The sequence below is a fragment of the Emergencia timonensis genome (assembly GCF_900086585.1).
Lineage (GTDB): Bacteria > Bacillota > Clostridia > Peptostreptococcales > Anaerovoracaceae > Senimuribacter > Senimuribacter timonensis.
The window spans coordinates 1-25,508 of sequence record NZ_FLKM01000004.1 but is presented as its reverse complement, the minus strand read 5'-3'; the positions used below and the strand labels follow the sequence as shown (position 1 = coordinate 25,508).

Below are 25,508 nucleotides of genomic sequence, written 5' to 3'. Positions count from 1 at the left end.
AAAGTGTTTTTGCGCCGACACTTTTAGCTTTGGCATAACTTTTGCGTTTTTATTGAGAAACGCACTTATTTGAGAGTCATATAAATCAAGAAAGGAATGATAACGATGAACGATAAGAAAGTTTTAAAAGACAGTCTGGTAGTTGGCTTCGCCATGTTTGCCGTATTTTTTGGAGCTGGAAATCTGGTGTTCCCGCCGCAGATCGGTCTCGTGTCCGGTGCAAAAGTAATCCCTGCGGCTATAGGGCTTGCCCTTTCCGGCATTTTATTTCCGATGCTGGCTGTAGCCGCAGTGGGCAACACGGGCACAAAGATTCAGGACATTACTTCTCACGTACATGCTAAGCTTCACATACTCTGCATGGTAGTGGGCGTTATGGCCGTAACCTTTGGAACTATTCCAAGGTGCGGCGGTGTAGCATACGAAATCGGACTTATGGGTATTCTGCCCGAATTACCTCCTATTTCAAAGTGGATTTTTCTTCTGATTTTCTTCGGCATCGCGTTTTTGATTGCCAGCAGTAAATCCAGCGTCATGGACAATATTGGTAAATTTATCACGCCGGCCCTTTTAATCTGCTTGCTGATTATTGTGGTTCTGACAATCATCAACCCCCTGGGAAGACCTTCGGGAGGCGTGACAGACAGTCCTTTTACCAACGCGTTTTTGACTGCAATTAATACAGGAGATGTTGGAACGGGTATTGTCTGCGCAGGCATCTTTATTACCACCCTGAATGCAAAAGGCTATAAACCGGGCAGAGAGCAGAAAAAGATTCTATTTCGGGTAATCGCGGTCGCTTTTGTCCTCCTGTTCGTCATCTATGCCGGCCTCTGTTATCTCGGCGCTACAGGCACAAAATACTTTGCCCCTGACACGGAAAATACCGTTCTGCTTGTCGGATTAGTCAGAAGACTGGCTGGATATGGAGGCATTGTGGTTCTTTCTCTGGCAATCATTTTTGCTTGCTTTACAACCGCCGCAGGCATGATTGCTACAGCAGCAGATTGGATTAACATGCTGTCAAAAGATAAGATTCCATATCGAATCGCTGCCCTGGCCCTTTCTATTGCGATTATGCTGGTTGCATCGACTGGAGTAAGCTTTATCATCCGGCTTTCAGGGCCGCTGTTTAACTTCTTATTCCCAATGTATATGACGCTGACCGTTCTCGGTGTTTGTAAGAAATTAATTCCAAATGACGGAGTATGGAAGGGGTCCATTCTGATGGCTTTGGTTTTTGGACTCTATCGTGCGTATTCCGTAGCTGTTACAAATGGCCTGATCTCTTTGCGCATCAGCGCCATTGATAACCTCGTTGCGGCAATCCCTCTGGCTGAGTCCGGATTTCCGTGGCTTGTTCCAGCCATTGTAGGCGGCATTGCAGGCGGTATTCTGTGGAAAGCTCTCGGGAAAGAAAGTATTGTGGACGAGATGGATAGAATGCTGGCAGAGGATGAGCAAAATGCCGCAGTATAAATAAAACTCCGACATACTATTGGCGGAGGGAGAGCGTTAAAAATCGGTTTCCCTCCGCCTCTTGCTAGAAAGATTTAAGAGTAAAGGGCACTTCACGGCTTTTCATTGTTCTCTGAATTTGTTCTTGTAGTTTGCCATTCTCATTCTGTTAATCTGAAGTACTTTCATTACACTTACTTAGGGAAAGAGGTTAAACGTATGGTATGATTAGGGAAAACTTCAGCGGAACTTTATCAACAAATAGGGGCATAGCAACTTGATACGATCTGCAGCCAGCTGGCAATGGACAGTGTGGACAAAATATGATATACTGACCAAAATGGAGGTATAATAACTATGCGTGAAAATGAATTTGATTATGACAAGCGATATGAAGAAAATATGGGAGACAGTGTGGGAGCTTATACCACCAAGACCTTTCAGTGGATGTTTCTGGGCCTTCTGACCACCTTTGCCGTGGCATTCTTTGGCTATTATACAGGAGCCATCATCTTTATCTTCGCGATTCCTTATGTGCAGATTGTGCTGCTGGTGGCGGAACTTGCAGTCGTTTTGATTCTTTCGGCCCGCATTCAGAAGCTGCAGGTGAGTACGGCACGGGTGCTCTTCTTCGTTTATGCGGTGCTGAACGGCGTGGTGTTCTCCGCCTATTTCCTGATGTACGAGATGATGCGCCTGATTCTGATCTTTGCGATGACGGCGGCGTACTTTGGCATCATGGCGGTGTACGGACATGTCACCAAGAAGGACCTCTCTCGTATGCGTCCTATTTTGATAAGCGGTTTGCTTTTCCTGATCGCCTGCGGACTTCTATCCTTGTTCCTGGATTTGGGAGATTTTGACAGGATTGTGTGTCTGGTCGGTATTGCAGTATTCTTAGGTTTCACGGCCTATGACACCCAGAAGATTCGCACCTATTACAACTGCTATCAGGGTGATCAGGCAATGCTGGCACGGGCGTCCATATTCTCTGCCCTGCAGCTATACCTGGACTTCATCAACCTGTTCCTGTATCTGCTGCGTCTCTTGGGAAGGGCTAAGAAGTAATACATCAATAAGCGAAAAGGGGCTGCCTGCCGTTAGATTGGCGGCTCTTTTTTTATCTTAGAATCGTTGTATTTTAAGGAGATACAACTGGCCATGCTGTATCTTGGCATCTTGCTATCATCCAAAAGTGCCCGAAATTCGTAATTTAGAGGTTTTTATGGCAGATTTCAGTTTTTTTCAGACTCCCCAGGCAGCAAAAAGGCAATCACTGAACTCAATTCTGCTCAAATCTCTCATTTTTTACAAAATATAATTATGATATATCTTTCTATACTATTGCGTTTATTTACTTTTTTTGGTAAATTTGTTGAAATATAGGCTTGATTTTTCAAAGAAGTGCCTGAAATAATCAAAAACCAAGCTTTTATGGCAGATTTGCCGGTTTCCCCTCAAAAGGCAGAATGTCATAGCACCCCATCACATTTTGTGTTAAAATAGAATGCGGAAAAAGACGAAGGAGAAATGAATATAGATGAGCTTAGAGAGATTGAATGAGAAACAGAGAAGAGCCGCAATGCAGGTGGAGGGGCCGCTTCTGATCCTGGCTGGGGCAGGATCTGGCAAGACCAGCACCATGACGGAACGTATTGCGTATATGATAGAACAGGGAATTCCTTCCTATCATATTTTGGCGGTGACTTTTACCAACAAGGCTGCCGGAGAGATGAGAAGCAGAGTGGAAGAATTGGTAGGCAGATGTGACGACATGTGGATCATGACGTTCCACGCCATGTGCCTTCGCATGCTTCGCTACAACTGCGAGGTCATCGGCTACGACCACAATTTTGTCATCTACGACGGGACAGATCAGAAGACCATCGTCAAGAACATCCTCAAAGAGCAGGGGATTAACGACAAGGAGTTCAGCGCGCCGTACCTTCTCAGCATTATCAGCGATTATAAGGAAAAAGCGGTGTCGGCTGACGAATATCGCGATGCGGTAGAGGATAATTATAAGACTAAGGTGATCTACAGCGTCTTCAAAGCCTACGAAGACGAACTGAAGAAGAACAACGCCATGGACTTTGACGACCTGCTGCTGAACACGGTCAGACTCTTTGAGCAGGACGAAGCGATTTTACTTAGATATCAGAGAAAATTCCAATACATCATGGTGGACGAATATCAGGACACCAACCATATCCAGTACAAGCTGATTAAGATGCTGGCGGAAGGTCACCATAATCTGTGTGTTGTGGGTGACGATGACCAGTGCATTTATCAGTGGAGGGGTGCCGATATCAGGAATATCCTGGACTTTGAGAAGGATTTCCCGGAGGCCAAGGTTATTAAGCTGGAACAGAACTACAGGTCTGTCGGCAATATTTTGGCGGCAGCCCATTCCGTCATCGAAAACAACCGCGGCAGAAAAGGCAAGAAGCTGTGGACGGACAGAGAAGACGGGGACAAAATCAAGTATTATAGAGCCGATACGGAGAAAGACGAAGCCAGGTACGTGGCACAGGAAATTGACCTGCTGAAAGGACGCGACAAGAAGTACAGCGACTTTGCCATTCTCTACAGAACCAACGCCCAATCCAGGCATTTTGAAGAGGCCTTGACGCAGCGGGACATCCCCTACAGGGTACTTTCCGGCCTGCGCTATTATGACAGAAAAGAAATCAAGGACATGATGGCCTACATGAGACTGGTGGTCAACCCTTATGACGATCTTTCCCTGAGACGTGTTATCAATGAACCAAAGAGAGGCATGGGTGATAAGTCGGTAGAAAAAATCCAGGCTTATGCCAATGTACGCGGGGAAAGTCTGCTGCAGGCCCTTTCTGATGAAGAGGTGCTGGACACTTTGCCGGGCAAAGCCTACAGCGGTGTCAAAAACATGGTGGAGTGCATCAATCTCTGCCGCGATGAGAGAGACAATTTGAGAGTTTCGGATATCTACGATAATTTACTGGTGAAGACTGGTTATATGAAAGCCCTTGAAGATGCCAATACGGTGGAAGCGGAAGGGCGTATTGAGAACTTGATGGAATTTAAATCGGTTATTTACGATTATGAAGAACAGGCTGACAAGCCCAATATTGAAGAGTTCATGGAAAAGATCACGCTGATGGCGGAAGTCGATAATCACGATGCCAACCAGGATGCCGTGGTTTTGATGACCATGCACAGCGCCAAAGGACTGGAATTTCCTGTGGTATTCCTGCCGGGACTGGAGGACGGCCTCTTTCCGGGACACAAGGCCTTTGACAGCAGTGACAAGATGGAGGAGGAGCGCAGGCTCTGTTATGTGGGCATGACCCGCGCCAAGGAGACGCTGATCCTCTGCAGCGCATCTGTGCGGACGCTGTATGGCCGTACTGAATACACTAGAGAATCTCAGTTCCTGCGAGAATTGGATAAGCGTCTGCTCGATGGCGATGCAGTTTATGTGAGAAAGACCAGAGACTCCGGCCTGGGCGTCTCCACAGGTTCTTTCGATGGATTTGCAGCAAAAGAGAGTCCGAAGCCTTACGACTCTCTGCGATATGCTAAGGCGGCGACAAAAGCCAACGCGTCTGCCGGCGATGAGGAATTTGCTGTCGGTGACAAAGTGCGCCACGCAAAATTCGGCGAGGGACTGATTATCGACCAGGACGGCAAGACTTTGACTGTTATTTTCGATGCGGCAGGTCAGAAGAAGATGGCGAAAGGCATCGCGCCATTAAAAAAGCTTTAGCGGAATCATCATTGCATCATGACTTTCGATTCCATTTTTAAAGGAATAGTCATGGTATAATGATTTCACGATTTTACGGCGTTGCCGCAAGGCAGAAATCATTGAATCATGTCTTGCGATTCTATTTTTAGAGGAATAGTCATGGTATAAAGCGGCTCTGTATGGCGACAATAATATTGAATATACAAATTTGGAAGGTAGTGCATATGGAAGACAAGAAGTCTTTAATTAAGGAAAAAATAGAACTTTTGAATCAGGCGGCCAAGGCCTATTACCACAACGCAGAAGAGATCATGTCTAACTTTGAATATGACAAGCTCTATGACGAGCTTGCAGAGCTTGAGCGGGAGACGGGCATCATCATGGCAGGCAGTCCTACCCAGAACGTGGGCTATGAAGTGCTATCTGATCTGCCAAAGGAACAGCATGCAAGCCGCATGCTGTCCCTGGATAAGACCAAGGATCGGGAGGCGCTGCGCGATTGGCTGGGAAATCAAAAAGGTCTTCTTTCCTGGAAGCTGGACGGGCTGACCATTGTTCTGACTTATGAGGGCGGCACCCTCGTCAAGGCGTTGACCAGAGGCAACGGTGAAGTTGGCGAGGTCATCACCAACAATGCCAAGGTCTTTGCTAACGTACCGGTGGAGATTCCCTTTGACGGACGGCTGGTCCTGCGGGGCGAGGCAGTCATCACATACAGCCAGTTTGAGAGAATCAACGCGTCCATTCCAGATGCGGAGGCGAAATACAAAAATCCGAGGAACCTCTGCAGCGGCTCCGTCAGGCAGCTGAACAATGAGATTACTGCCAAGAGAAACGTCAATTTCTTCGCGTTCAGTTTGGTAGAAGCGGGAAACATCGACTTTGAAAACAGCAGAGAGAAGCAGATGCTATGGCTGCAGAGCCAGGGGTTTGATATCGTAGAGTTCAGAACCGTCACCGCTGATAACGTTATCGAGGCGGTGGAATACTTCGAAAAAGCCATCGAAAATAACGATGTGCCGTCTGACGGGCTGGTGCTGACCTTTGACGATATTCTGTACAGTCAGAGTCTGGGAAGTACGGCAAAATTCCCACGGGATTCCATCGCCTTCAAATGGCGGGATCAATTGGCGGAGACGATTCTGAAAGAGATGGAGTGGAGCGCTTCCAGAACAGGTCTGATCAATCCTGTGGCCATCTTTGATCCGGTGGAGCTGGAAGGGACGACGGTCAGCCGCGCTTCGGTGCACAATATCAGCGTCATGCGGGATCTGAAGCTGGGCCTGGGGGATCGCATCACAGTCTACAAAGCCAATATGATCATTCCGCAGATTGCAGAAAACCTGACTGCAAGTAACAGCATCCATGTGCCGGACAGTTGTCCAGTCTGTCAGCACAAGGCGGAGATTAGAAATGATAACGGTGTGGAGACACTTTTCTGCACCAATCCGGAATGTCTGGCGAAGCAGATCAAGAGCTTTACCCTGTTCGTGTCGAGAGACGCGATGAACATCGACGGCCTTTCTGAGGCCACCATCGAGAAACTGATTGCCAAAGGGCTGATTAAGGAACTGGCCGACGTCTTTCATGTAGAACGCTTCCAGGAAGAGATAACGGAGATGGAAGGATTTGGTGAAAAGTCCTTCGAGAATTTGAAAGCTTCTGTGGAGAAAGCGAAGGACACTACGCCGGAACGGCTGTTATACGCGCTGGGTATTCCAGGAATCGGCGTGGCAAACGCTCGTCTGATTGCAAGAGCCTGCCACAGAAAGTGGGAGAAGATTGTCACCTTAACCCAGGAAGAACTGGTTGACATCGACGGCATCGGTGATATCATGGCAAGCGCCTTTGTCGCCTACTTTGGCAATCCGTCGAAAAAGAAGATCGTAGACGACATCGTCAAAGTAGTCCGTCTGGACGAGACGGAGGAAGAGACTGCGGACTTCCTAGACGGCATCACCTTTGTCATTACGGGTTCCCTCAATCATTATGAGAACAGGGATGCGCTCAAAGCAGAAATTGAAAAGGCTGGAGGAAAAGTGTCCGGCTCCGTCAGCACAAAGACAGGATATCTGATCAACAACGATCTGCAGTCCGGTACGGGAAAGAACAAAAAAGCAAAAGAATTGAACATTCCAATTATAGATGAAGAAACCATAAAGAGATGGCTGGAAACGGGAGAGATAGAAAATGCTTAAAGTAGGAAAACTCGACAGTAACATGCTGCAGAAGATTGTCATCGACAAAATCAAATACAAGAGGCCGGAAGTCAAAACGAGGGCCGGTATCGGTGAAGACTGTGCGGTCATCGACTACGGCAAATATGAGTGTGTGGTCTCCACCGACCCGATTACGGCGGCGATCAATGATATCGGCAGACTGGCAATCCACATTTCCTGCAACGATATTGCCAGCAATGGCATAGAACCTCTTGGCATCACTTTGACGGTGATGCTTCCAGAGGGGACGACAGAAGAGGACATTTCTATGATTATGGCGCAGGCGGGAGCGGCTGCAGAAAAAGTTGGCGTCGAGATTATCGGCGGCCATACCGAAATAACAGCGGCGGTGAATCAGCCCGTCATCGTCTCCACGGCCATCGGCAGAGGTCTGGCAGGGGACTCTCAGAGCGCCCATAACATGAAGCCAGGGGATTACATCCTAATGACCAAGACGGCGGGCTTGGAGGGGACAGGGATCATCGCCTCTGATTTTGAAGAGGAGCTTTCGGGAGTGCTGACCGATGAAGAACTGGTGAGCGCCAAAGCATTGCTCGATCAGGTCAGTGTTGTGAAGGAAGGCCTCATTGCCGGCGAGATCGGCACTTCCGGCATGCACGATGTAACAGAAGGCGGTATCCTGGGCGCGGTCTGGGAGATGTGCCACATTGCAGGGCTGGGCTGCCAGGTGTGGAAAGAGCAGGTGGCGGCAGATCCCGTAACGATCAAAATCGCAGAGCACTTTGACATCAACTGGCTGAGATTGATTTCCAGCGGCTGCATGCTCATCGTTGCGCCAGAGGCAAAAACAGAACGGCTGATGGCGGCAATTCAGAAGGGCGGTATCGAAGTGAGCTGTATCGGACAGGTCTGCGAGAAAGAGAAGGGACTGTACCTGGTCGATGGAGATCGGCAGATTGAGATTGCCCCGCCGGAAGCGGATGAGCTATATAAGGTGGTGAAATAACATGTACGAATTGGTTCAGGTTGGAGAAAAGACCTATTACATAGAATGTCCTGCGAAGATGGGACTTTACAGGATCAACGAGTCGGAGGTCTGTCTCATCGACAGCGGCAACGACAAGGATGCGGGAAAGAAAGCGCTGAAAGCGATCGAGGGGCAGGGCTGGAAATTGTCCATGATCATCAATACGCACTTTCATGCGGATCACATCGGCGGAAACCAGTTGCTGCAGCAGAGGACGGGCTGCAAGATTTACGGTGCAGGCAGCGACCTCGCCTTTATCAAAAGACCGCTGCTGGAACCGGCATTTCTCTTCGGCGCTTATCCGCCAAAGGAACTGCAGAATAAATTTTTGATGGCAAAGGAATGTCAGGCGCTGGAGCTGACGGAGGAGGTGCTGCCACAGGGTCTATCGGTCATAAGCCTGCCAGGCCATTCTGACGGACAGTTCGGCATCCGCACTGACGACGACGTTGTCTTTCTGGCAGACTGCCTGATGGGGCAGGAGACTCTGGACAAGTATCGAATCTCCCACATCTTTGACGTAGGAAGCTATCTTGCGACCTTGGAGATGGTAAAGGGATTGTCGGCTGCTCTGTTCATCCCTTCTCACGCCGCTCCATGTGAGGATATCGTTCCTCTGGCAGAGGCTAATATCAAAAATACATTGGACACCATGAATGACGTAGAGGCACTCTGCGGCGGGGACGGTCTGGCCTTTGACGATCTGATGGCGGCGCTCTTCGAGAAATATGATTTGGCCTTTAACCTGGGCCAATACTGTCTCAACGGCTGCACCATCAAAACTATGCTGGCAAAGCTCCACGAGGAGGGCAGGATTATCATTGCTGAAGAGGAGATGCGCATCAGGTGGCGCAGAAACTGAAATTTACAATAATTTGCGACTGATTTTTATAAAATATAAATTAGTCGATTTTACGTAGCGTGGCATAGGAATGGGGTAACATTTGAAAAGCAAAAAACACGATCACACCGAAGCCTTATGATTTCGGAAAAATAGCAAGTCCTCTGGATGCGTATTATGACCTCAAAAAAAGACATTAGCGCCTATACAAATTGAAATATCTAAGGAAATAAATCAGCGCGCCTTCATATTTCAAAAAGCGGCCGCTGATGGCACAAAACGGCGCCCGCACCCATGTTTCCGCCTTCATTTTTGATTTTTACGGATTTACCGGCACCACTCCCTTTGCAGATTCCTGGTTTCTGATCCAAAATCTTCTATACAGTACAGTAAATTACAATTTTTTTTTCGAAATCGGCCCTCAAAAAGGGCAAACCGCTTCGAAACTATGCGAATTCTGCTCCTGCGAGTCAAGTCCAAATTTGTGTGTAAATTAATATCGGTATATGCAGGCGGCATTTGCCGCCTGCGAAGTTAACAACACTACAGCTTATCGGGCTGTAAGCTTCTTCATTTCATAATACTCCGTCATATCAAAGAGCTTCTGCGATGATGACCAGTCATTGTGGTCGTCAAGCAGGACGGCGCCTATCAGCCTGAGGGCAGACTCACGATTCGGGAAGATCCCGATGACCTTCTCCCTCCTGCGTATCTCCCGGTTCTCCCTCTCGATGATGTTGCCCGTCCTCAGTGAAACCCTGTATTTGCTGGGGAGGTTCATCACCGCCATCGCGTCCTCGAAGCCCTCGCTCAGCAGCTCCACTGCCTTTCCTGCCACATCCGCATAATCTGCAATGATCGAGTCCCTCTTCCCGCGTGCCATCTTTATGCTGGGTGCGGTGAACATCTCGCGCAGCTCGCTTGACAGGCCCTGCTGGTATTTCTTTGGCGTGGCGTCCATCAGGCTGCGTAGGAAATGGACCTGGCACCTCTGCCACGTGCTCCCCTCGAAGCTTTCCCCGGCAGCCTTCCGCAGCCCCTTGTGCGCATCGGAGACCACCATGTCCACCCCCGACAGGCCCCTGTCCTTCAGCCCTGTGAAGAAGTCCCTCCATGTCCCTTCCGTCTCCGCCCCGCATACGTCAAATCCCAGGACCTCCTTGCGGCCGCCCGGATTGATCCCCACTGCGATGAGCACCGCCTTGGAAACGATGCGCTGTTCCTCCCGCACCTTTATGTAGATTGCATCCGCCATGACGAACGGGCAGCTGGTGCCAAGGGGCCTGTCACGGAATTTCTTCACTGGCCCGTCAAGCTCCCGGCACATTTCCGAGACGGCTGATTTTGAGAAGGATTCGCCGCACAGCTGCTGGGTTATCTTCTGCACGTTGCGCGTCGAGACACCCTGGACCACCATCTCCATCATGGAAAGGATCAGGCCCTGCTCATTCCGCTTGTACTGGTCAAAAAGGACCGTTTTGAAGGGGAGGTCCCTGTGCCTGGGCACTTCCAGCTGGATCTTCCCGATCCTTGTCGTAAGGCTTCGTATACGGCTCCCGTTCCTGTAATCACTGCGTCCGTCGCTGCGTTCATAGCGCTCAGCGCCCAGCTGCTGCCTTGATTCGGCCAGCAGGGTCTGGTTCAGGATTTCCTCCATGATTTTTGCAAAGGCCTCTTCCTTCGAATCTTTAAAAAGCCCTACCAAAAAATCGTATTCTAGTGTAAAATTAATCTGAGCCATATCTATTACCTCCGGTTTTGTTTTTGTCGTTATTAACATTTTAACCGATTTAATAGATATGTGCTCTATTTTTTTAATTTACACCATTATACAGACTCTATCCTCCTGCGCGCAAGCAAGAAGTCGAAATTTAAAAATGAAGGCGGATTGGTTTACAATAATCCAAAAATGTGCAAGTAAAACGAAAAATAACGAAAATGAAAGCGGATTTGCTCATTGGCTTGCCCTGCTATATACGGGAGAGGGGTATGCACCAGGCTGTCTTTACATTACAGTTAGGTTTTTTGATGCTTTGCCAAATGTTTCGCGTAACGCAACAGCGCGTGGAAGGCCATTCTGCCGGGAAACGGCCGGAATTGCTTACAAAATCTATAAATGCACTGCTTCTGGTTATTTTTACGGACTGGGGACGGCCTTTGAAATAGAGAAATTAGTACGAAAAGTAACCGAATCCTGATATACCCCCTGGTGAATTCTTCTGACGGCAGTCCGGTTACGCAGGGATGCGCGGATATACCAAAAAAGCGTAAGGTTATTGTAACTATTATAACCAGATGTCACCCAGAACAATTTTTTTTTCACTAACTTGAGACAGTATCATTTTTGAAGCAGACGAAAATAATTCTCATGAAACATTTCTTGACATAGCCTCGCAAAAACAATATAATAATATGTATGACAAATTAAATATTGCCCTTTAATAGCTTCGCCTGGTATGGTTTGGGTCCTGCGCAATGAGATGCCGTGAACCTTGTCAGGTCCGGAAGGAAGCAGCAATAAGCGGAAGTTCTTATGTGCCGCAGATCAGCCTTCTCCAACACCTGCGGAGCTATTAAAGGGCAATTTTGTATTACATAGGAAAATAGGCGTCTTGAGTCTTATTAGAAAGATATGTGCACCTTGAGACATTCGCACTTAGTCCGAACTCGGACCAATTGCAAATCGTCTCTGAACATAGACGCATCATAAAGGAACAGCTTTTTAAGGGAGGAATGCCAGTGTACACTGCGTTATATAGAGCCCAGAGGCCGGAGATTTTTTCCGAAGTTATCGGGCAGGACCATATCGTAAGAATCTTAAAGAATCAAATAGCTACGGATTCAGTCAGTCACGCTTATCTGTTCTGCGGGACTAGAGGAACGGGCAAGACGACGACAGCGAGAATTCTGGCGAAGGCAGTCAACTGTCTGGATGATGAGGACAGGCCTTGCGGACACTGTGCAAACTGTATCGCTATCAAAGAAGGTACCTTCATGGACGTGGTGGAGATCGACGCGGCATCCAACAACGGCGTGGACAATATCAGGGAACTGAGGGAAAGTGTCAAATACCCCCCTGCTGTGGGCAGAAAGAAAGTATATATCATAGATGAAGTCCATATGCTGTCTACAGGTGCGTTCAATGCGCTGCTGAAGACCTTGGAGGAACCGCCGGAGAATGTCATGTTCATTTTGGCGACAACCGACCCTCAGAAGCTGCCGCAGACGATTCTGTCAAGATGTATGCGCCTCGACTTTAAACGCGTGCCGGAGAAAGTCCTGATCGACCATATGAGCCGCATTTGCAGCGAAAAAGGAGTGCAGGTTACTGACAGCGCACTGCGTTTGCTGGCCGCCAATGCCGACGGCTCTGTCAGAGATGGACTGAGTATTTTGGATCAGTGCCTGGCCGGCGGAGAGAAAGAACTTGACCGAGATACAGTCTTGGAGTTTCTAGGTACAGTATCTGAAGAATTTTTTCTGGATTTGACGGATAGAGTTTCTCTTCACGATGTAGCCGGTGCTTTGGTTCTTCTGGACGAAGCGCTGCAGGAAGGCAAAGACGTCAAGCAGCTGATGAAGGACTGGATGAGCCATTATAGAAGTCTGCTCATCACCAAGTATATCAAAAACGCTGAGGACATGCTGAACATGTCTAGCGAAAACATAGAAAAACTGCGGAATCAGAGTAATCAGGTATCCCTGGATGAGATCAATCACGGCATTGTTACCCTTTCAAGAACCATCAACGACGCCAGGTATTCGACTCAGCCGAGAATTTTGCTAGAGCTGGCCATCGTGACCATCGCTTCGGGGATTTCGGCCGAAGCGCAGGCGGCACCGAGGATGACACAGACGCAGGGGAGACCACAGGTGACGGCCAGACCCAAAAAGGCGACGGCTGCAAAACCAGCGGCGGAGCCCACAGGACAGACAGGACCGGCAGGAGCGGAGAGAGCCCCACAGCAGTCAGAGGCGAAGGACTTTGATGGAAACGAGTATGATCTTGAGGAAGTTTGGGCAAGAATCTTTGCAGAAGGAGAAGGGCTCAAGGGCAGCTTCAACCTGATTAGGACGGGAACCACTCTTGCGGCTATCAACGGTGAGGAGTTCAAAATCATCGCGCAGAACGAGTTTACGAAGCAATATGTAGAAGCGAATCAGATGCATATCTGTGATTTGATGGAGAAGATCGTAGGCAGAAGACTGAAGCTGGTCTGCAGGACGGAGAATCAGAGAGAAGATTCGTCTCCGGATCAGGATGTGCTGAATCTGGCGCAAGAGGTCAGTGCAAAATTGGGCCTCGATGTAAAGGTTGAATGAAAATACTGATATATTATAAATAGGAGGAAATAATTATGGGAAAAGGTATGAGAGCTGGCAAGAAGCCAAAGACAGGCGGAGGCGGCGCAGGAAATATGCAGAAGCAGCTGCAGCAGATGCAGGCGATGCAGCGTCAGATGGAAGCGGCGCAGGCTGAGATTGAAGAAAAAGAAATTACCACGACTTCCGGCGGCGGCGCTGTCAGCGTAACTGTAAATGGTAAAAAAGAGATTACTGATCTGACTATCGATAAAGAAGTGGTAGATCCTGATGATGTAGAGATGCTGCAGGACTTAATTGTTGCTGCCGTGAATGAAGGCATGAGACAGATGGAAGAGCTTTCAAATGAAGAGATGGGCAAAATCACGGGAGGACTGAATATTCCAGGACTAGTATAATGAGACAGTATCCGAGACCTTTAGGAAAATTGATCAATGAACTGTCCAAGCTTCCAGGTGTCGGCGGAAAGACGGCCCAGAGGCTGGCTTTTCATATTCTCTCTATGGAAGATAAGGAAGCGGAGGCCTTGGCCCACTCCATCTTAGAAGCAAAACAGACGATGCGGTACTGTTCTGTCTGTGGAAATTTGACGGATCAGGACCCGTGCAGTATCTGTGAGGATAAAACACGCAGGCAGGATGTGATCTGCGTGGTGGAAAGCCCAAGAGATGTCATGGCTATGGAGCGGATTAAGGAATTCGACGGCCTTTATCACGTCCTTCACGGGGCGATTTCACCTATGGACGGAGTGGGCCCGGAAGATATCAATCTGAAGCAGCTTATCGTCAGACTGCAGGATAGTGATGTGAAAGAAATCATATTAGCGACAAATCCTAATATTGAAGGCGAGGCCACGGCCATGTATATCGCCAGGCTGATAAAACCTTCTGGCATCAAAGTCAGTCGAATTGCCAACGGGATTCCTGTGGGCGGCGATCTGGAATACGCCGACGAAGTCACCTTGCTCAAGGCTATGGAAGGAAGAAGAGAGCTGTAGCGTACAGCCCTCCAAAGTTTGTATCGTTTCGTTGTGCACGCTTTTTATCCGACCGATAATCCTTTTTCTTTTGCAATTTGCATCAAATATGAATATTTGGCCTTTACTGCCAATAGATTGTATGAAGCGTAGTCTATGGCGGTGAAGTCGGTCATCTCATTGAAAAGATTAACAGCCTGCTCCAGCTCAGAGCGGGCATTTTTTATTGAGGTAACGATTAATTCTTCATCAGGTTTCAAATTATCACATCCTTCAAAGTTATTTAATTCTATTTTATTCCACTTTGGCATATTTTATACAAGGTACCAATTATTTTAGAAGCAGCGTCGGCTGTTTTCACAGGAGGAGATGTAATATGGGAACGGAAATGGGAGTTTTTTTGACCTTTGGCGGTGCACTGATTTTGATATTTTTATTGGGAAAAGCTTTGCTGGTGCCCCTGAAAGTCATCCTGCGCCTTCTGCTCAACAGTGTATTAGGTGCAGTTTTAATCATTGTAATAAATTTCATTGGCATGAATATCGGGGTCATGATACCGATTAACGTGGTGAATTCACTGACCGTAGGTATTTTAGGGGTGCCGGGTGTCATCATGCTTTTGCTTTTGTGCAATTGATGTATAAGCTGTGTATAAAAATGTATATTGTATTATTTGAAATACAATATTGACATTGATGCGATATTGTATTAAAGTGTTTCCATTGTTTGCTTTTTTGTACATATAGAGAAAATTGGAGGAAACACTGTGACTAAAAAAAGAATGAGAACAATGGATGGAAATACGGCTGCAGCGGAGGTATCCTATGCCTTTACCGATGTGGCGGCAATCTATCCGATTACACCGTCCTCGACGATGGCTGAAGTCGTTGACGAAATGGCGGCATATGGAAAGAAGAACATATTTGGACAGACCGTCAGGGTCGCTGAAATGCAATCTGAGGCCGGCGCTGCCGGTACGGTGCACGGCTCCCTATCTTCAGGCGCGCTGACGACTACATATACAGCATCCCAAGGGCTGCTGCTGATGATTCCCAACATGTACAAGATTGCTGGAGAAATGCTTCCGGCCGTTTTTCATGTTGCGGCCAGGACCGTATCCAGCCATGCCCTCTGTATCTTTGGAGATCACTCGGACGTTATGGCAGCCCGGCAGACAGGCTTTGCTATGCTGGCCTCAAGCTCCGTGCAGGAAGCCATGGATTTAGGTGCGGTGGCGCATCTGGCTGCAATCAAAAGCAGTCTTCCTTTCCTGCATTTTTTTGACGGCTTCAGGACCTCGCATGAAGTACAGAAAATCGAAGCCCTGGCATATGATGACCTGAAAGAATTGATCGACCAGGACGCTGTGACAAAGTTCAGGGAGAGAGCCCTCAACCCTGCACATCCTGTCATCAGAGGCACCGCGCAGAACCCGGATATCTTTTTCCAGGCCAGAGAGAGCGCTAACAAATACTACGATGCATTGCCGGAAATTGTAGTAGAATACATGGACAAGATCGGCCAGCTGACAGGCAGGTCTTACAAACCTTTTGACTATGTGGGCGCGGCCGATGCAGAACATATCATTGTGGCCATGGGTTCAGCCTGTGATACCATCGAGGAGTCGGTGAATCAGCTGGCAGCAGAAGGCAGAAAGATCGGCCTGATCAAAGTCAGATTGTACAGACCTTTTGTAAAGAACTATTTTATGGAGGTACTGCCTGAGACGGTAAAGAAAATTGCTGTTCTGGACAGGACGAAAGAGCCTGGTGCCATGGGTGAACCTCTCTACCAAGATGTCAAAACGATGCTGTACGATGAAAAGGATCGAATAGAAGTTTATGGCGGCAGATATGGACTCGGCTCAAAAGATGTGACACCTGGCATGGTAGAAGCCGTCTACGCTAATCTCTGTCAGCCATGTCCGAAGGACCACTTCACAATAGGAATTGAAGACGATGTGACCGGACTTTCCCTTCCTTACGACGCTGATCTTTCCAGAGAACCTGCGGGCACCATCAAGTGCAAGTTCTGGGGACTGGGATCTGACGGCACTGTAGGCGCTAACAAGACGGCAATCAAAATTATCGGCGATCAGACTGACCTGTACGCCCAGGGATATTTTGCCTACGATTCTAAGAAATCGGGCGGGGTGACGATTTCGCACTTGAGATTTGGAACCAGCCCGATACAGTCAGCTTACTCTATTAACCAGGCGGATTTTGTGGCCTGTCATAATCAGGCTTATCTGGGGCAGTACGATATGCTGAAGGATTTAAAAAAGGGCGGAACATTTTTGCTCAACAGCCTGCATGGGCCAGAGGAAATGGAAGAAAAACTGCCGGCCAAGGTGAAAAGGGATCTCGCTGAGAAGGAAATCAGCTTCTATACCATAGATGCGGGAAAAATTGCGCAGGAAATCGGTCTGGGCAGCAGAATCAATATGGTTATGCAGGCCGCTTTTTTCAAGCTGACAGAAGTCATTCCCGTGGAGGACGCGATACGGTATCTAAAAGAAGGTATCGAGAAGACTTACAGTAAGAAGGGACAGCGGGTCATCGAGATGAACTGTAAGGCTGTAGATCGGGGCATCAACGCCATTCAGAAGGTAGCAGTTCCAGCCTCATGGCTTGATGCGAAAGATGCGGCAGGAGAGAACCAGAAGCTGCCGAAATTTATCGAGGAAATTTTAGTGCCCATGAGTCGTCAGGAGGGCGACAGTCTGCCTGTAAGCAAATTTGTGGACAGAGCCGACGGCGCGTTTCCTCTGGGAACCAGCAGATACGAAAAGCGCGGTGTCGCCGCGTATCTGCCGCGGTGGGATCGGACAAAATGTATACAGTGCAACCAGTGTTCTTTCGTATGCCCTCACGCGGCAATCCGTCCGGTACTGCTCAGCGATAAGGAGAAAGACGCCGCACCGACAGCTTTTGAGACGATTGAAGCGAAAGGGGCCGGTCTTGCAGGTCTGCATTACAGAATGCAGCTTTCTGCTCTCGACTGCATGGGTTGTGGAAACTGTGCGGATATCTGTCCGGCAAAAGATAAGGCGCTGAAGATGGTGACTTTTGACGAGGAAGTCAAGGAAGCCTCTAACTGGGAATATGCTACGACTGTGCGTAAAAAACAGCTGTCCATTGAGCAGAAGTCGGTCAAAGGCAGTCAATTCTCCATGCCATACTTTGAGTTTTCCGGCGCCTGTGCAGGCTGTGGTGAAACGCCGTATCTCAAGGTCATCACGCAGCTCTTCGGAGACCGCATGATGATCGCCAATGCCACAGGATGTTCTTCCATCTGGGGTGCATCTGCGCCGTCGATGCCGTATTGCAAGGATGAAAAGGGCAGAGGACCGGCTTGGGCAAATTCTCTCTTTGAGGATAATGCGGAATTCGGCTACGGCATGGTTCTCGCAACAAAGCAGATGAGGGAGAAAATTGAACAGAATATGAAGCGCTTGCTGGAGCTGGATATCGACGATACGTTGAGGAAGGCCTTAAACGACTGGCTGGAATATAAGGACAACGGTGAAGAGTCCAGAAGAGTCAGCGACAAAGTGATTGAAGCAGTAGAGCATCTTCAGAGCAAGGACCCTGTCATCGTGCAGCTTTGTGACAGAATCGTGCAGGATCAAGACTATCTAGTTAAAAAATCCATCTGGGCAGTAGGCGGCGACGGCTGGGCTTATGACATCGGTTATGGCGGACTGGACCACGTTCTGGCATCTGGGGAAAATATCAACGTCCTGGTATTCGATACGGAGGTTTACTCTAACACCGGCGGTCAGGCTTCGAAGGCGACGCCGGCCGCTGCGATTGCCAAGTTTGCCGCTTCTGGTAAGAAGATTAAGAAAAAAGATCTGGGCATGATGGCCATGTCTTACGGTTACGTCTACGTCGCCCAGGTAGGCATGGGCGCTGACAAGAACCAGTTTATGAAAGCCATTGCAGAAGCCGAAAGCTATGAGGGACCGTCGCTGATTATCGCTTATGCGCCTTGCATCAACCACGGTATCAAAGAAGGGATGGGCAAATCGCAGAAAAATATCAAAGACGCAGTGGAAGCTGGATACTGGCACTTGTACAGGTTTCATCCTGAGCTGAAGAAGCGAGGGGAGAATCCGTTTATACTTGATTCTAAGGCGCCGACAAAGTCATTCCGAGAGTTTATCATGGGGCAGAACAGATATGCCTCCTTGGCCAAGGAATTCCCGCAAATCGCCGATAAACTATTTGACATGACAGAAGAGGATGCGAAGGAAAAATACGAAGGGTACCGAAAGCTGGCAGAGAAGTAAAAGACTTATCATACTATTCTGTCCAGCAGGTGAGCTATTGACTCCCGAAGACAGATGCTTGAATTCAAATAACGAGGGCGCAAGCCGTGACTGAGAAATCAGTCGCGGCTTGCGCCCTTTGTTGTACTTTCGATTCAAGTGAATGATGCAGCGTTTATGAGAACCATTCTAGTTTGAAGAAGGAATCAATCTGTCCTGCCAATACCAACAGCATGATTGGCGGTACAATCCATTTGATACAGAAACGGAAGTAGTTCTTCATTTTAAAGCCGTGTCTGTCCATTGCAATTTCATCATCGGTATATCCTGGACGTAACCAGCCGAAGATGATTGCCATGAGCAGTGCACCCAGCGGCATCAAAATCCCTTCTGACACCAGATCGAAGGCGTCCAGCCAAGTATCCTGTTTGAAAAACTGTGGGAATCCGTTGGAACCCAATCCGTCAAGGGAAATCAAAATCGCTTCGACTGCGACAATTGCGCCCATGCCAAGGGTGACCAGATTTCTGTTAGGTCTTTTGCCTTTTTCAATCTGCTTGTCCATGACCACTGAGCCGACTGCCTCCAGCAGGGCGATGGACGATGTAATGGCTGCGATAAATACCAGGAAGTAGAGCAGGAATCCGAAGATTGGACCAGCTGAACCCATAGCCTGGAATACAGTCTGCAATGTTACGAAAAGCAATCCAGGCCCCTGTCCAGGATCAAGACCGGAAGCGAAAACTGCCGGCATGATGGCCAAACCTGCCATAATTGCGATAATCGTATCTGCGATTGGAATCAGAAGTGCGTTCTGCTCCAAGTTTTCACTTTTCTTCATATAGGAACCGTAAGTAACGGTGATGCCCATACCGAGGGATAAAGAGAAGAACATCTGTCCGCCGGCTGATGCCAGAACGTTGATCCAACCGCTTCCTTTGAATACCTCGAAGTTTGGTTTGAACATGAAGGAAAGGCCTTCAGAAGCACCCTCTAGGGTAACGCTTCTCACAATTACGATAACCAGCAACACGAATAAAGCGGGCATGGCGATAGTAGAAAATCGTTCAATGCCTTCTGACACGCCGCCCCTTACGATTAATACAGTGAGCAGGACAAAAATTACAGTAAAGATAGCTGTCTGTAATTGGTCGCCGTAGAAGGCTGAGAAAAATTCGCCGCTATCCGCATCTCCCACGCCCCAGCCGGCATGGAACAGATCGCCCAGGTTGGCGATAGCGTATTTGATACAATAGCCGCCCAGCATTGTATAGAATCCTAAAATGAGCAGCGGTGAAATCCAGCCGAACCAGCCGACAAAACCGAATTTCTTGTCGATGGATTCGTAAGCGCCGACGACGCCTTTGCCGGATTTACGTCCCAATGATAATTCTGCCAAACAGATGATGACACCGACAAGCACTACCAAGATGATGTAGATCAGCAAGAATGCAAATCCACCGTTGATTCCCATCTTATATGGGAATCCCCACAAGTTACCAAGGCCAACAGCCGAGCCGACTGCGGCCATCAGAAAGCCGAAGCTGCTGCCCCATTGGCCTTTCTTATTGTGTTCCATTGAACTACCTCCTAAAATCAAATACCAAATCAATTATAATTTCGTAAGTATCATTATACATACAATGAAAAAAATTGTCAATGTATACATAAATTTGCGATTTGATTTTGTTTTCAAAAACAAAAAATGCATAATTATTGTTATGAGACTGTGGAGGCAAAACAAAAGCGGGATTCTGGGAATCCCGTTTTGAGAGCTTTTCCTATGTATTTTAGAACTTGTCAGTGAATGCGAAGAAGGAGTTGAGCTGTACAAAGAAGATGAAGATCATGAAAACAGGACCGATATATCTGAAGCAGACATCAACAAATCCTTTACTCTTGAACTTACCGCTGAGCTCGATTTCGTCTGCCAGATAATTACGTCTGGTCCAACCGAACATGATTGCCATCAGCAGTCCGCCCAGAGGCATCAGCAAGCCTTCTGCGAAGAGGTCAAATACGTCCAGCCAAACCTTGCCTGAGTCAGCTCCCAGTGTTGCAAGCAGTGGATTCCACATACCCGTTGAACCCAGTCCGTCTGCAGATACGATGGTTGATCCGACTAATGCGACAAAGCCCATGATCAGAGTCAGCATGGTTCTGTTGACCTTCTTGCCCTTCTTCTGCTGCGCATCCATCATAGCGGAGATGCCGCCTTCCATCATGCCGATGGAGGAAGACAGTGCTGCGAAGAATACTAGTGCATAGAAGATGAAGCCGAAAATCGGACCAGTGCTTCCCATGTTGTCAAATACTGCCTGTAAGGATACGAAGAGCAGTCCAGGGCCGCCGCCTGGCTCGATGCCGTAAGCGAATACTGCCGGCATTACTGCCATACCTGCTAATACTGCTACTACTGTATCTGCAACAGGGATGATGACTGCATTCTGCTCCATGTTGGAGTCTTTGCCCAGGTAAGAACCATAAGCGATGAGACAGCCTGATGCGAGGGAAAGTGAGAAGAACATCTGGCTTCCTGCTGCACCTAGAACTTTCAGCCAGCCTAGTCCTTTGAATACCTCGAAGTTCGGTTTGAACATAAATTCTAATCCAGCGCCTGCGCCCGGAAGGGTGCAGCTTCTAATAACGACGATGACCAGCATGATGAACAGTGCCGGCATAGCGATCTTGGAGAACTTCTCGATACCGCCGGATACACCGCCGATGACGATGAGTACGGTCAGAACCAGGAAGAATACGCCGAATAAGATTGCCGGCATACCGCTGCTGATAAATCCGCCAAAGAATGCGTTTGCATCAACGCGTCCGGTACCCCAGCTTGCGCCGAAGATGTCGCCTAAATTCGCGATCATGTATTTGATTACATAGCCGCCCATTGTGCAGTAGAAACAAATCAAGAAGAATGGTACGAGTGTCTCAAACCATCCGTTGATTGTAAAGCGTTTGTCGCAATCTCTGTATGCTTCGATTGCCGCTTTGCCAGTCTTACGACCTAAGGTAATCTCACCCAGAATGAGTGGATAACCGACAAAGACTGCTAAAATGAGATAAATAAGTAAAAATGCGAAGCCGCCGCTTGCGCCCATTTTGTATGGGAAACCCCATAAGTTGCCTAGGCCAACAGCTGAACCGATGGATGCCATCAGGAATCCAAAGGTACTGTTAAATTTGCCTTTGTTCTGTTCCATTGAACTACCTCCTAATAAGATTAAATAAATGCATCAAAAATAATAATTTATTTCTTACTGTATTATAATCCTTCTTAGAGATAAGTGTCAACATGTATACATTTAAAATACAAAATTATCAGATAATTACAAAAAGTGCACGGTTATTTGTTGTCTCTTCACAATTTATGCCGAGTTTGTTATTTATCTATCAAAAAGGACAACAACCTCGCATCCGCGAGGTCATCGTCCTTGATTGCATTTATTTAATCTTATTAGGTAAGATTTAAGGTTTAGAACCAGCCAAAAGCAAAGAAACTGTTCATCTGGCCAACTAGGATAAATACCAGGAATATTGGTGCAATCCATTTCAGACAGAAGTTGACGAATGCTTTTGACTTGTAACCGCTGCTGAGTCTGACTTCATCATCTATGTAGTTCGGATGAATCCACCCCAAGATGATGGTCATAATCAGACAGCCGCCTGGCATCATGAAGCCTTCTGCAAATAGATCAAAAGCATCTAACCAAGTACCGAGACCGAAAGGTTTTGGCAGAGGTCCTGCGCCCAGGGCGTCAATTGCAACGATGATAGAGCCGATCGTTGTAATTGCGATAATGGACCAGCTGATCTTTGCCCTGCTTGGTTTCTTTCCTTTGTCGATGGCTCGATCCATGAAGGCGGAAACCGCACCTTCTAACATACCGATAGAAGAAGTCAGTGCTGCAAAGAGTACCAGCAGGTAGAAAATCGTGCCGAAGATTGGACCAGCTGAACCCATGGAGTTAAACACCGTCTGCAGTGTTACAAAGAGCATTCCAGGTCCGGCGGCAGGTTCCATGCCAGCGGCAAAGGTTGCAGGAATGGTAGCCAGTGCTGCCAGCAATGCAACGGTAGTGTCCATAATTGGAACTAAAATCGCGTTCTTTTCCAGGTTTTCTTTCTTGTCTAAGTACGATCCGTAAACGATCATACAGGCAGATGCGAGGGATAAGGAGAAGAAAATCTGTCCTCCGGCGGAAGCCAGCACTGTGATCCAGCCGGTTCCTTTAAATACTTCAAAATTCGGCTTGAAGATGAATTCCAATCCTTCTGCTGCGCCAGGAAGGGTACAGCTTCTGATTACAGTAATAATTAACAGTATGGCCAGGCCAGGCATGGCGATTGTACAGAATTTTTCGATGCCGCCTGATACACCTCCCATTACGATGAGGACTGTAACGATGATGTAGATGGCTGTAAAGATCAACGCAGGAGCGCCGCTGCCGACGAAAGCGCCGAAGTACGTTCCACTGTCAGCTCCATTGACACCCCAGCCTGCGCCGAAGATGTCACCGATATTTGCTAACAAGTACTTCAGTACGTATCCGCCAAGGACACAGTAGAATGTCAGCAGGAAAAATGGTACGATTGTCGCAATCCAACCATTAAAGGTGAATCGTTTATCTAACTTTTCGTAAGAACCAATGGCCGCCTTCTGTCCTTTTCTGCCGATGGAGAACTCTCCCAGCATACAAGGATAGCCGATAAATATAGCCATTAACAGATATAAGATTAAGAAGGCGAAACCTCCGCCATTTCCCATCTTATATGGAAAACCCCACAAGTTGCCCAGACCGACAGCCGATCCTACAGCAGCCATCAAGAAACCAAAATTACTTTTAAATTGGCCCTTGTCATTACTTTTTTGCTTATCCATTGAGCTACCTCCCAAAAATGAAATAGGTTTAATAAATTGAAATATTGCATGGGTTGTAATAGCTATTATAATATTCAGAAAAATGATGGCAACACGAATTTAAGCTTTTAAGACCAAAGTACTATGATTACTTCCTATTAGGAACACTGTAAATACAAGGCTTTTCGGAGCCTACAAACCAGAAAAAATAATATTTGATCTATCACATTACGCAAAAAGCCGTCCGGCATGAAAAACGGGCGGTTTTTTTGCGTGGATAGACGGAAAGGAGGCACAAAAATAACTACAAAATTTTAGCGTTCAAATTTGTGCAACTTTAACGAAAAGGAGGATCGTAAATGGCCGATGAAAAATTGAATACGGGCCCTGCGGAGAATACTTCCCCGGAGGCTGCCGAGCCTATCACCACACCCGAACAGGCCACAGCGTCTGAGCCCCAGCAGGAACAGACCGGGCCTGCCATACCTGAGCCCGGCGATGTGGTTGTGTCCTTTGACAAAATCAATGAGCTTATGGCAGAAAAGAGACAGAACGCCCGCGCCGAAGTCGAAAAGGCGGAAACACCCGAAACGCCGGAGGCGGCAGCCCCCGGAGAAACACCGCAGCCCGCCAATACAGAGGAGCCGAAAAAGCCGCGCCGTGGCCGTCCGCCGAAAGCGGAAAAGGCCGCGACTGAAAATCAGAAAGCGGAGAAATCGGCTGGGGCCCGCAAGGGCCGCCCACCCAAGGCGGATAAGGCGGCCCTTGACAAGCTCAAACCGTCTAAACGAGACAAAGTGTCCCGAAGTGATGGAAAGGCTCCGGATGCCAAGGAGCCCATTAAGCCCGCACAAGATACGGCACCGAAGGAGACTGTTGCGGAACAGACAGCTCCCGAGCCGACTACACCGCCCCGCCCGGTTGAGGAAGGCAAGCTGGTTTATCTGAAACTTTCCGAGGTTCATCCGTTTCACACATTCCGTCCGCACCCCTTTAAGGTACGGGACGATGCGAAGATGCAGGAAATCGTTGCTTCTATCCGCGTAAACGGTGTAATGGTTCCCGGTCTTGCCCGCCCGGAGAAAGACGGAAACGGCTATGAAATTGTAGCGGGCCATCGCCGTACCCACGGCAGTGAACTGGCGGGGCTGGAGGAAATGCCCTTTATTGTCCGTGAAATGACCGACCACGAAGCGGTGCAGGCCATGAAGGACAGCAACAAGCAGCGTGACGGGATGCTCCCCAGTGAATTGGCCGCGCTGCTGGAACTTGAGGTTGAGGACATTAAGCATCAGGGCGGGCGGCTGAAAGGCGTTGCGGAAGGCGATGTTGGAAAACGCTCGGTTGAGATTGTGGGCGAGGCGCATGAGATGAACTATAAAAAGGTCATGCGCTACTTGCGGCTCAACTCTCTTGTGCCGGAGCTTCTGGATAAGGTAGACGATAAAAATATGGGCTTTATGCCTGCCGTGGAACTGTCCTACATCAAACCGAAAAATCAGAGGCTTATTGCCGTTTCCATTGACGGGGAGCAGGCTTCGCCCTCGCTGGCCCAAGCTAAACGGCTCCGGGAGCTGGATAAGGAAGGCAAGCTCAACGGCGATGTCATTGACGGCATCTTATCAGAACAGAAAAAGGAGGATCGAGGCGTGATTATTTCTACTGCGGAACTGGAAAAGTATTTTGGCAAGGAGGTCACTCCCGCTAAAATGAAAGAACAGATTATGTCCCTGCTGGATGACTGGAAAGAAAAACAGCCGCCGGAGCTGGCAAAAGCCCCGAAAAAGCAGGAACTTGACAAGTAACAACTTCGAGACACTTTGTCCCGAGGGC

General features: G+C 48.2%; 18 protein-coding genes and 1 other RNA gene. 14 read left to right on the top strand and 5 right to left on the bottom strand.

Annotation, left to right across the window (positions count from 1 at the left end; genetic code table 11):
- Nucleotides 1-105 precede the first annotated feature (105 nt).
- The 6 genes from BN6539_RS00110 (at nt 106) to BN6539_RS00085 (ending at nt 9,257) form a co-directional block, all read left to right on the top strand.
- A complete protein-coding gene (locus BN6539_RS00110; protein WP_067532128.1) occupies nt 106-1,479 on the top strand; it encodes a branched-chain amino acid transport system II carrier protein in 1,374 nt (457 codons plus the stop codon).
- A 336-nt stretch (nt 1,480-1,815) separates the two neighbouring features.
- The gene (locus tag BN6539_RS00105; protein ID WP_067532125.1) at nt 1,816-2,526 is read left to right on the top strand and encodes a Bax inhibitor-1/YccA family protein; all 711 of its coding nucleotides are present in this window, start codon (nt 1,816-1,818) and stop codon (nt 2,524-2,526) included.
- A gap of 472 nt (nt 2,527-2,998) precedes the next feature.
- On the top strand, nt 2,999-5,206 hold the full coding sequence (locus tag BN6539_RS00100) for an ATP-dependent helicase (protein WP_067532122.1): 2,208 nt from the start codon (nt 2,999-3,001) through the stop codon (nt 5,204-5,206).
- A gap of 206 nt (nt 5,207-5,412) precedes the next feature.
- Entirely contained in the window at nt 5,413-7,386 is a 1,974-nt protein-coding gene (ligA, locus tag BN6539_RS00095) for an NAD-dependent DNA ligase LigA (RefSeq protein WP_067532119.1), read from the top strand.
- Complete coding sequence (locus tag BN6539_RS00090; protein WP_067532116.1) at nt 7,379-8,374, top strand: AIR synthase family protein; 996 nt, start codon at nt 7,379-7,381, stop codon at nt 8,372-8,374. The genes ligA and BN6539_RS00090 overlap by 8 nt, the downstream gene beginning before the upstream one ends.
- 1 nt (nt 8,375) lies before the next feature.
- Nucleotides 8,376-9,257, top strand: a complete 882-nt coding sequence (locus tag BN6539_RS00085) for an MBL fold metallo-hydrolase (protein ID WP_067532113.1) — start codon at nt 8,376-8,378, stop codon at nt 9,255-9,257.
- Between the two features lie 529 nt (nt 9,258-9,786).
- Here BN6539_RS00085 and BN6539_RS00080 read toward each other — a convergent pair.
- Nucleotides 9,787-11,016 (bottom strand): IS256 family transposase, encoded by a 1,230-nt coding sequence (locus BN6539_RS00080; protein WP_242869354.1) that lies wholly within the window; start codon nt 11,014-11,016, stop codon nt 9,787-9,789.
- A 97-nt stretch (nt 11,017-11,113) separates the two neighbouring features.
- On the opposite strand from BN6539_RS00080, the gene BN6539_RS00075 reads away from it, so the two are divergent.
- The 5 genes from BN6539_RS00075 (at nt 11,114) to recR (ending at nt 14,556) form a co-directional block, all read left to right on the top strand.
- On the top strand, nt 11,114-11,434 hold the full coding sequence (locus BN6539_RS00075) for a hypothetical protein (RefSeq protein ID WP_067532107.1): 321 nt from the start codon (nt 11,114-11,116) through the stop codon (nt 11,432-11,434).
- 204 nt (nt 11,435-11,638) lie between these two features.
- Nucleotides 11,639-11,828: signal recognition particle sRNA large type (gene ffs, locus BN6539_RS00070), an RNA gene on the top strand.
- A 147-nt stretch (nt 11,829-11,975) separates the two neighbouring features.
- On the top strand, nt 11,976-13,559 hold the full coding sequence (gene dnaX / locus BN6539_RS00065) for a DNA polymerase III subunit gamma/tau (protein ID WP_067532106.1): 1,584 nt from the start codon (nt 11,976-11,978) through the stop codon (nt 13,557-13,559).
- A gap of 35 nt (nt 13,560-13,594) precedes the next feature.
- Entirely contained in the window at nt 13,595-13,957 is a 363-nt protein-coding gene (locus BN6539_RS00060; RefSeq protein ID WP_118336377.1) for a YbaB/EbfC family nucleoid-associated protein, read from the top strand.
- Nucleotides 13,957-14,556, top strand: coding sequence for a recombination mediator RecR (gene recR / locus BN6539_RS00055; RefSeq protein WP_067532105.1), 600 nt, complete (start codon nt 13,957-13,959; stop codon nt 14,554-14,556). Before BN6539_RS00060 ends, recR begins: the two co-directional genes overlap by 1 nt.
- A 44-nt stretch (nt 14,557-14,600) precedes the next feature.
- Here the strand turns inward: recR and BN6539_RS00050 are convergent, their stop codons facing one another.
- Nucleotides 14,601-14,795: a DUF2508 family protein gene (locus tag BN6539_RS00050; protein WP_067532102.1), complete on the bottom strand. Its 195-nt coding sequence runs from the start codon at nt 14,793-14,795 to the stop codon at nt 14,601-14,603.
- Nucleotides 14,796-14,911: 116 nt separating this feature from the next.
- Between BN6539_RS00050 and BN6539_RS00045 the strand changes: the two genes are divergently transcribed.
- Both BN6539_RS00045 and nifJ read left to right on the top strand, forming a co-directional pair.
- Complete coding sequence (locus BN6539_RS00045) at nt 14,912-15,172, top strand: pro-sigmaK processing inhibitor BofA family protein (RefSeq protein ID WP_067532099.1); 261 nt, start codon at nt 14,912-14,914, stop codon at nt 15,170-15,172.
- Between the two features lie 144 nt (nt 15,173-15,316).
- Nucleotides 15,317-18,829 (top strand): pyruvate:ferredoxin (flavodoxin) oxidoreductase, encoded by a 3,513-nt coding sequence (nifJ, locus tag BN6539_RS00040; protein ID WP_067532220.1) that lies wholly within the window; start codon nt 15,317-15,319, stop codon nt 18,827-18,829.
- 154 nt (nt 18,830-18,983) lie between these two features.
- Here the strand turns inward: nifJ and BN6539_RS00035 are convergent, their stop codons facing one another.
- From BN6539_RS00035 to BN6539_RS00025, 3 genes are all read right to left on the bottom strand, one after another.
- Nucleotides 18,984-20,387 carry a sodium-dependent transporter gene (locus tag BN6539_RS00035; RefSeq protein WP_067532096.1) on the bottom strand — a complete coding sequence of 468 codons (1,404 nt, stop codon included), beginning with the start codon at nt 20,385-20,387 and terminating at the stop codon, nt 18,984-18,986.
- 211 nt (nt 20,388-20,598) lie between these two features.
- Nucleotides 20,599-22,017, bottom strand: a complete 1,419-nt coding sequence (locus BN6539_RS00030) for a sodium-dependent transporter (RefSeq protein WP_067532088.1) — start codon at nt 22,015-22,017, stop codon at nt 20,599-20,601.
- Nucleotides 22,018-22,289: 272 nt separating this feature from the next.
- Entirely contained in the window at nt 22,290-23,696 is a 1,407-nt protein-coding gene (locus BN6539_RS00025; RefSeq protein ID WP_067532087.1) for a sodium-dependent transporter, read from the bottom strand.
- Nucleotides 23,697-24,049: 353 nt separating this feature from the next.
- On the opposite strand from BN6539_RS00025, the gene BN6539_RS00020 reads away from it, so the two are divergent.
- Complete coding sequence (locus BN6539_RS00020; RefSeq protein ID WP_330385039.1) at nt 24,050-25,480, top strand: ParB/RepB/Spo0J family partition protein; 1,431 nt, start codon at nt 24,050-24,052, stop codon at nt 25,478-25,480.
- The last annotated feature ends 28 nt before the right edge of the window (nt 25,481-25,508 follow it).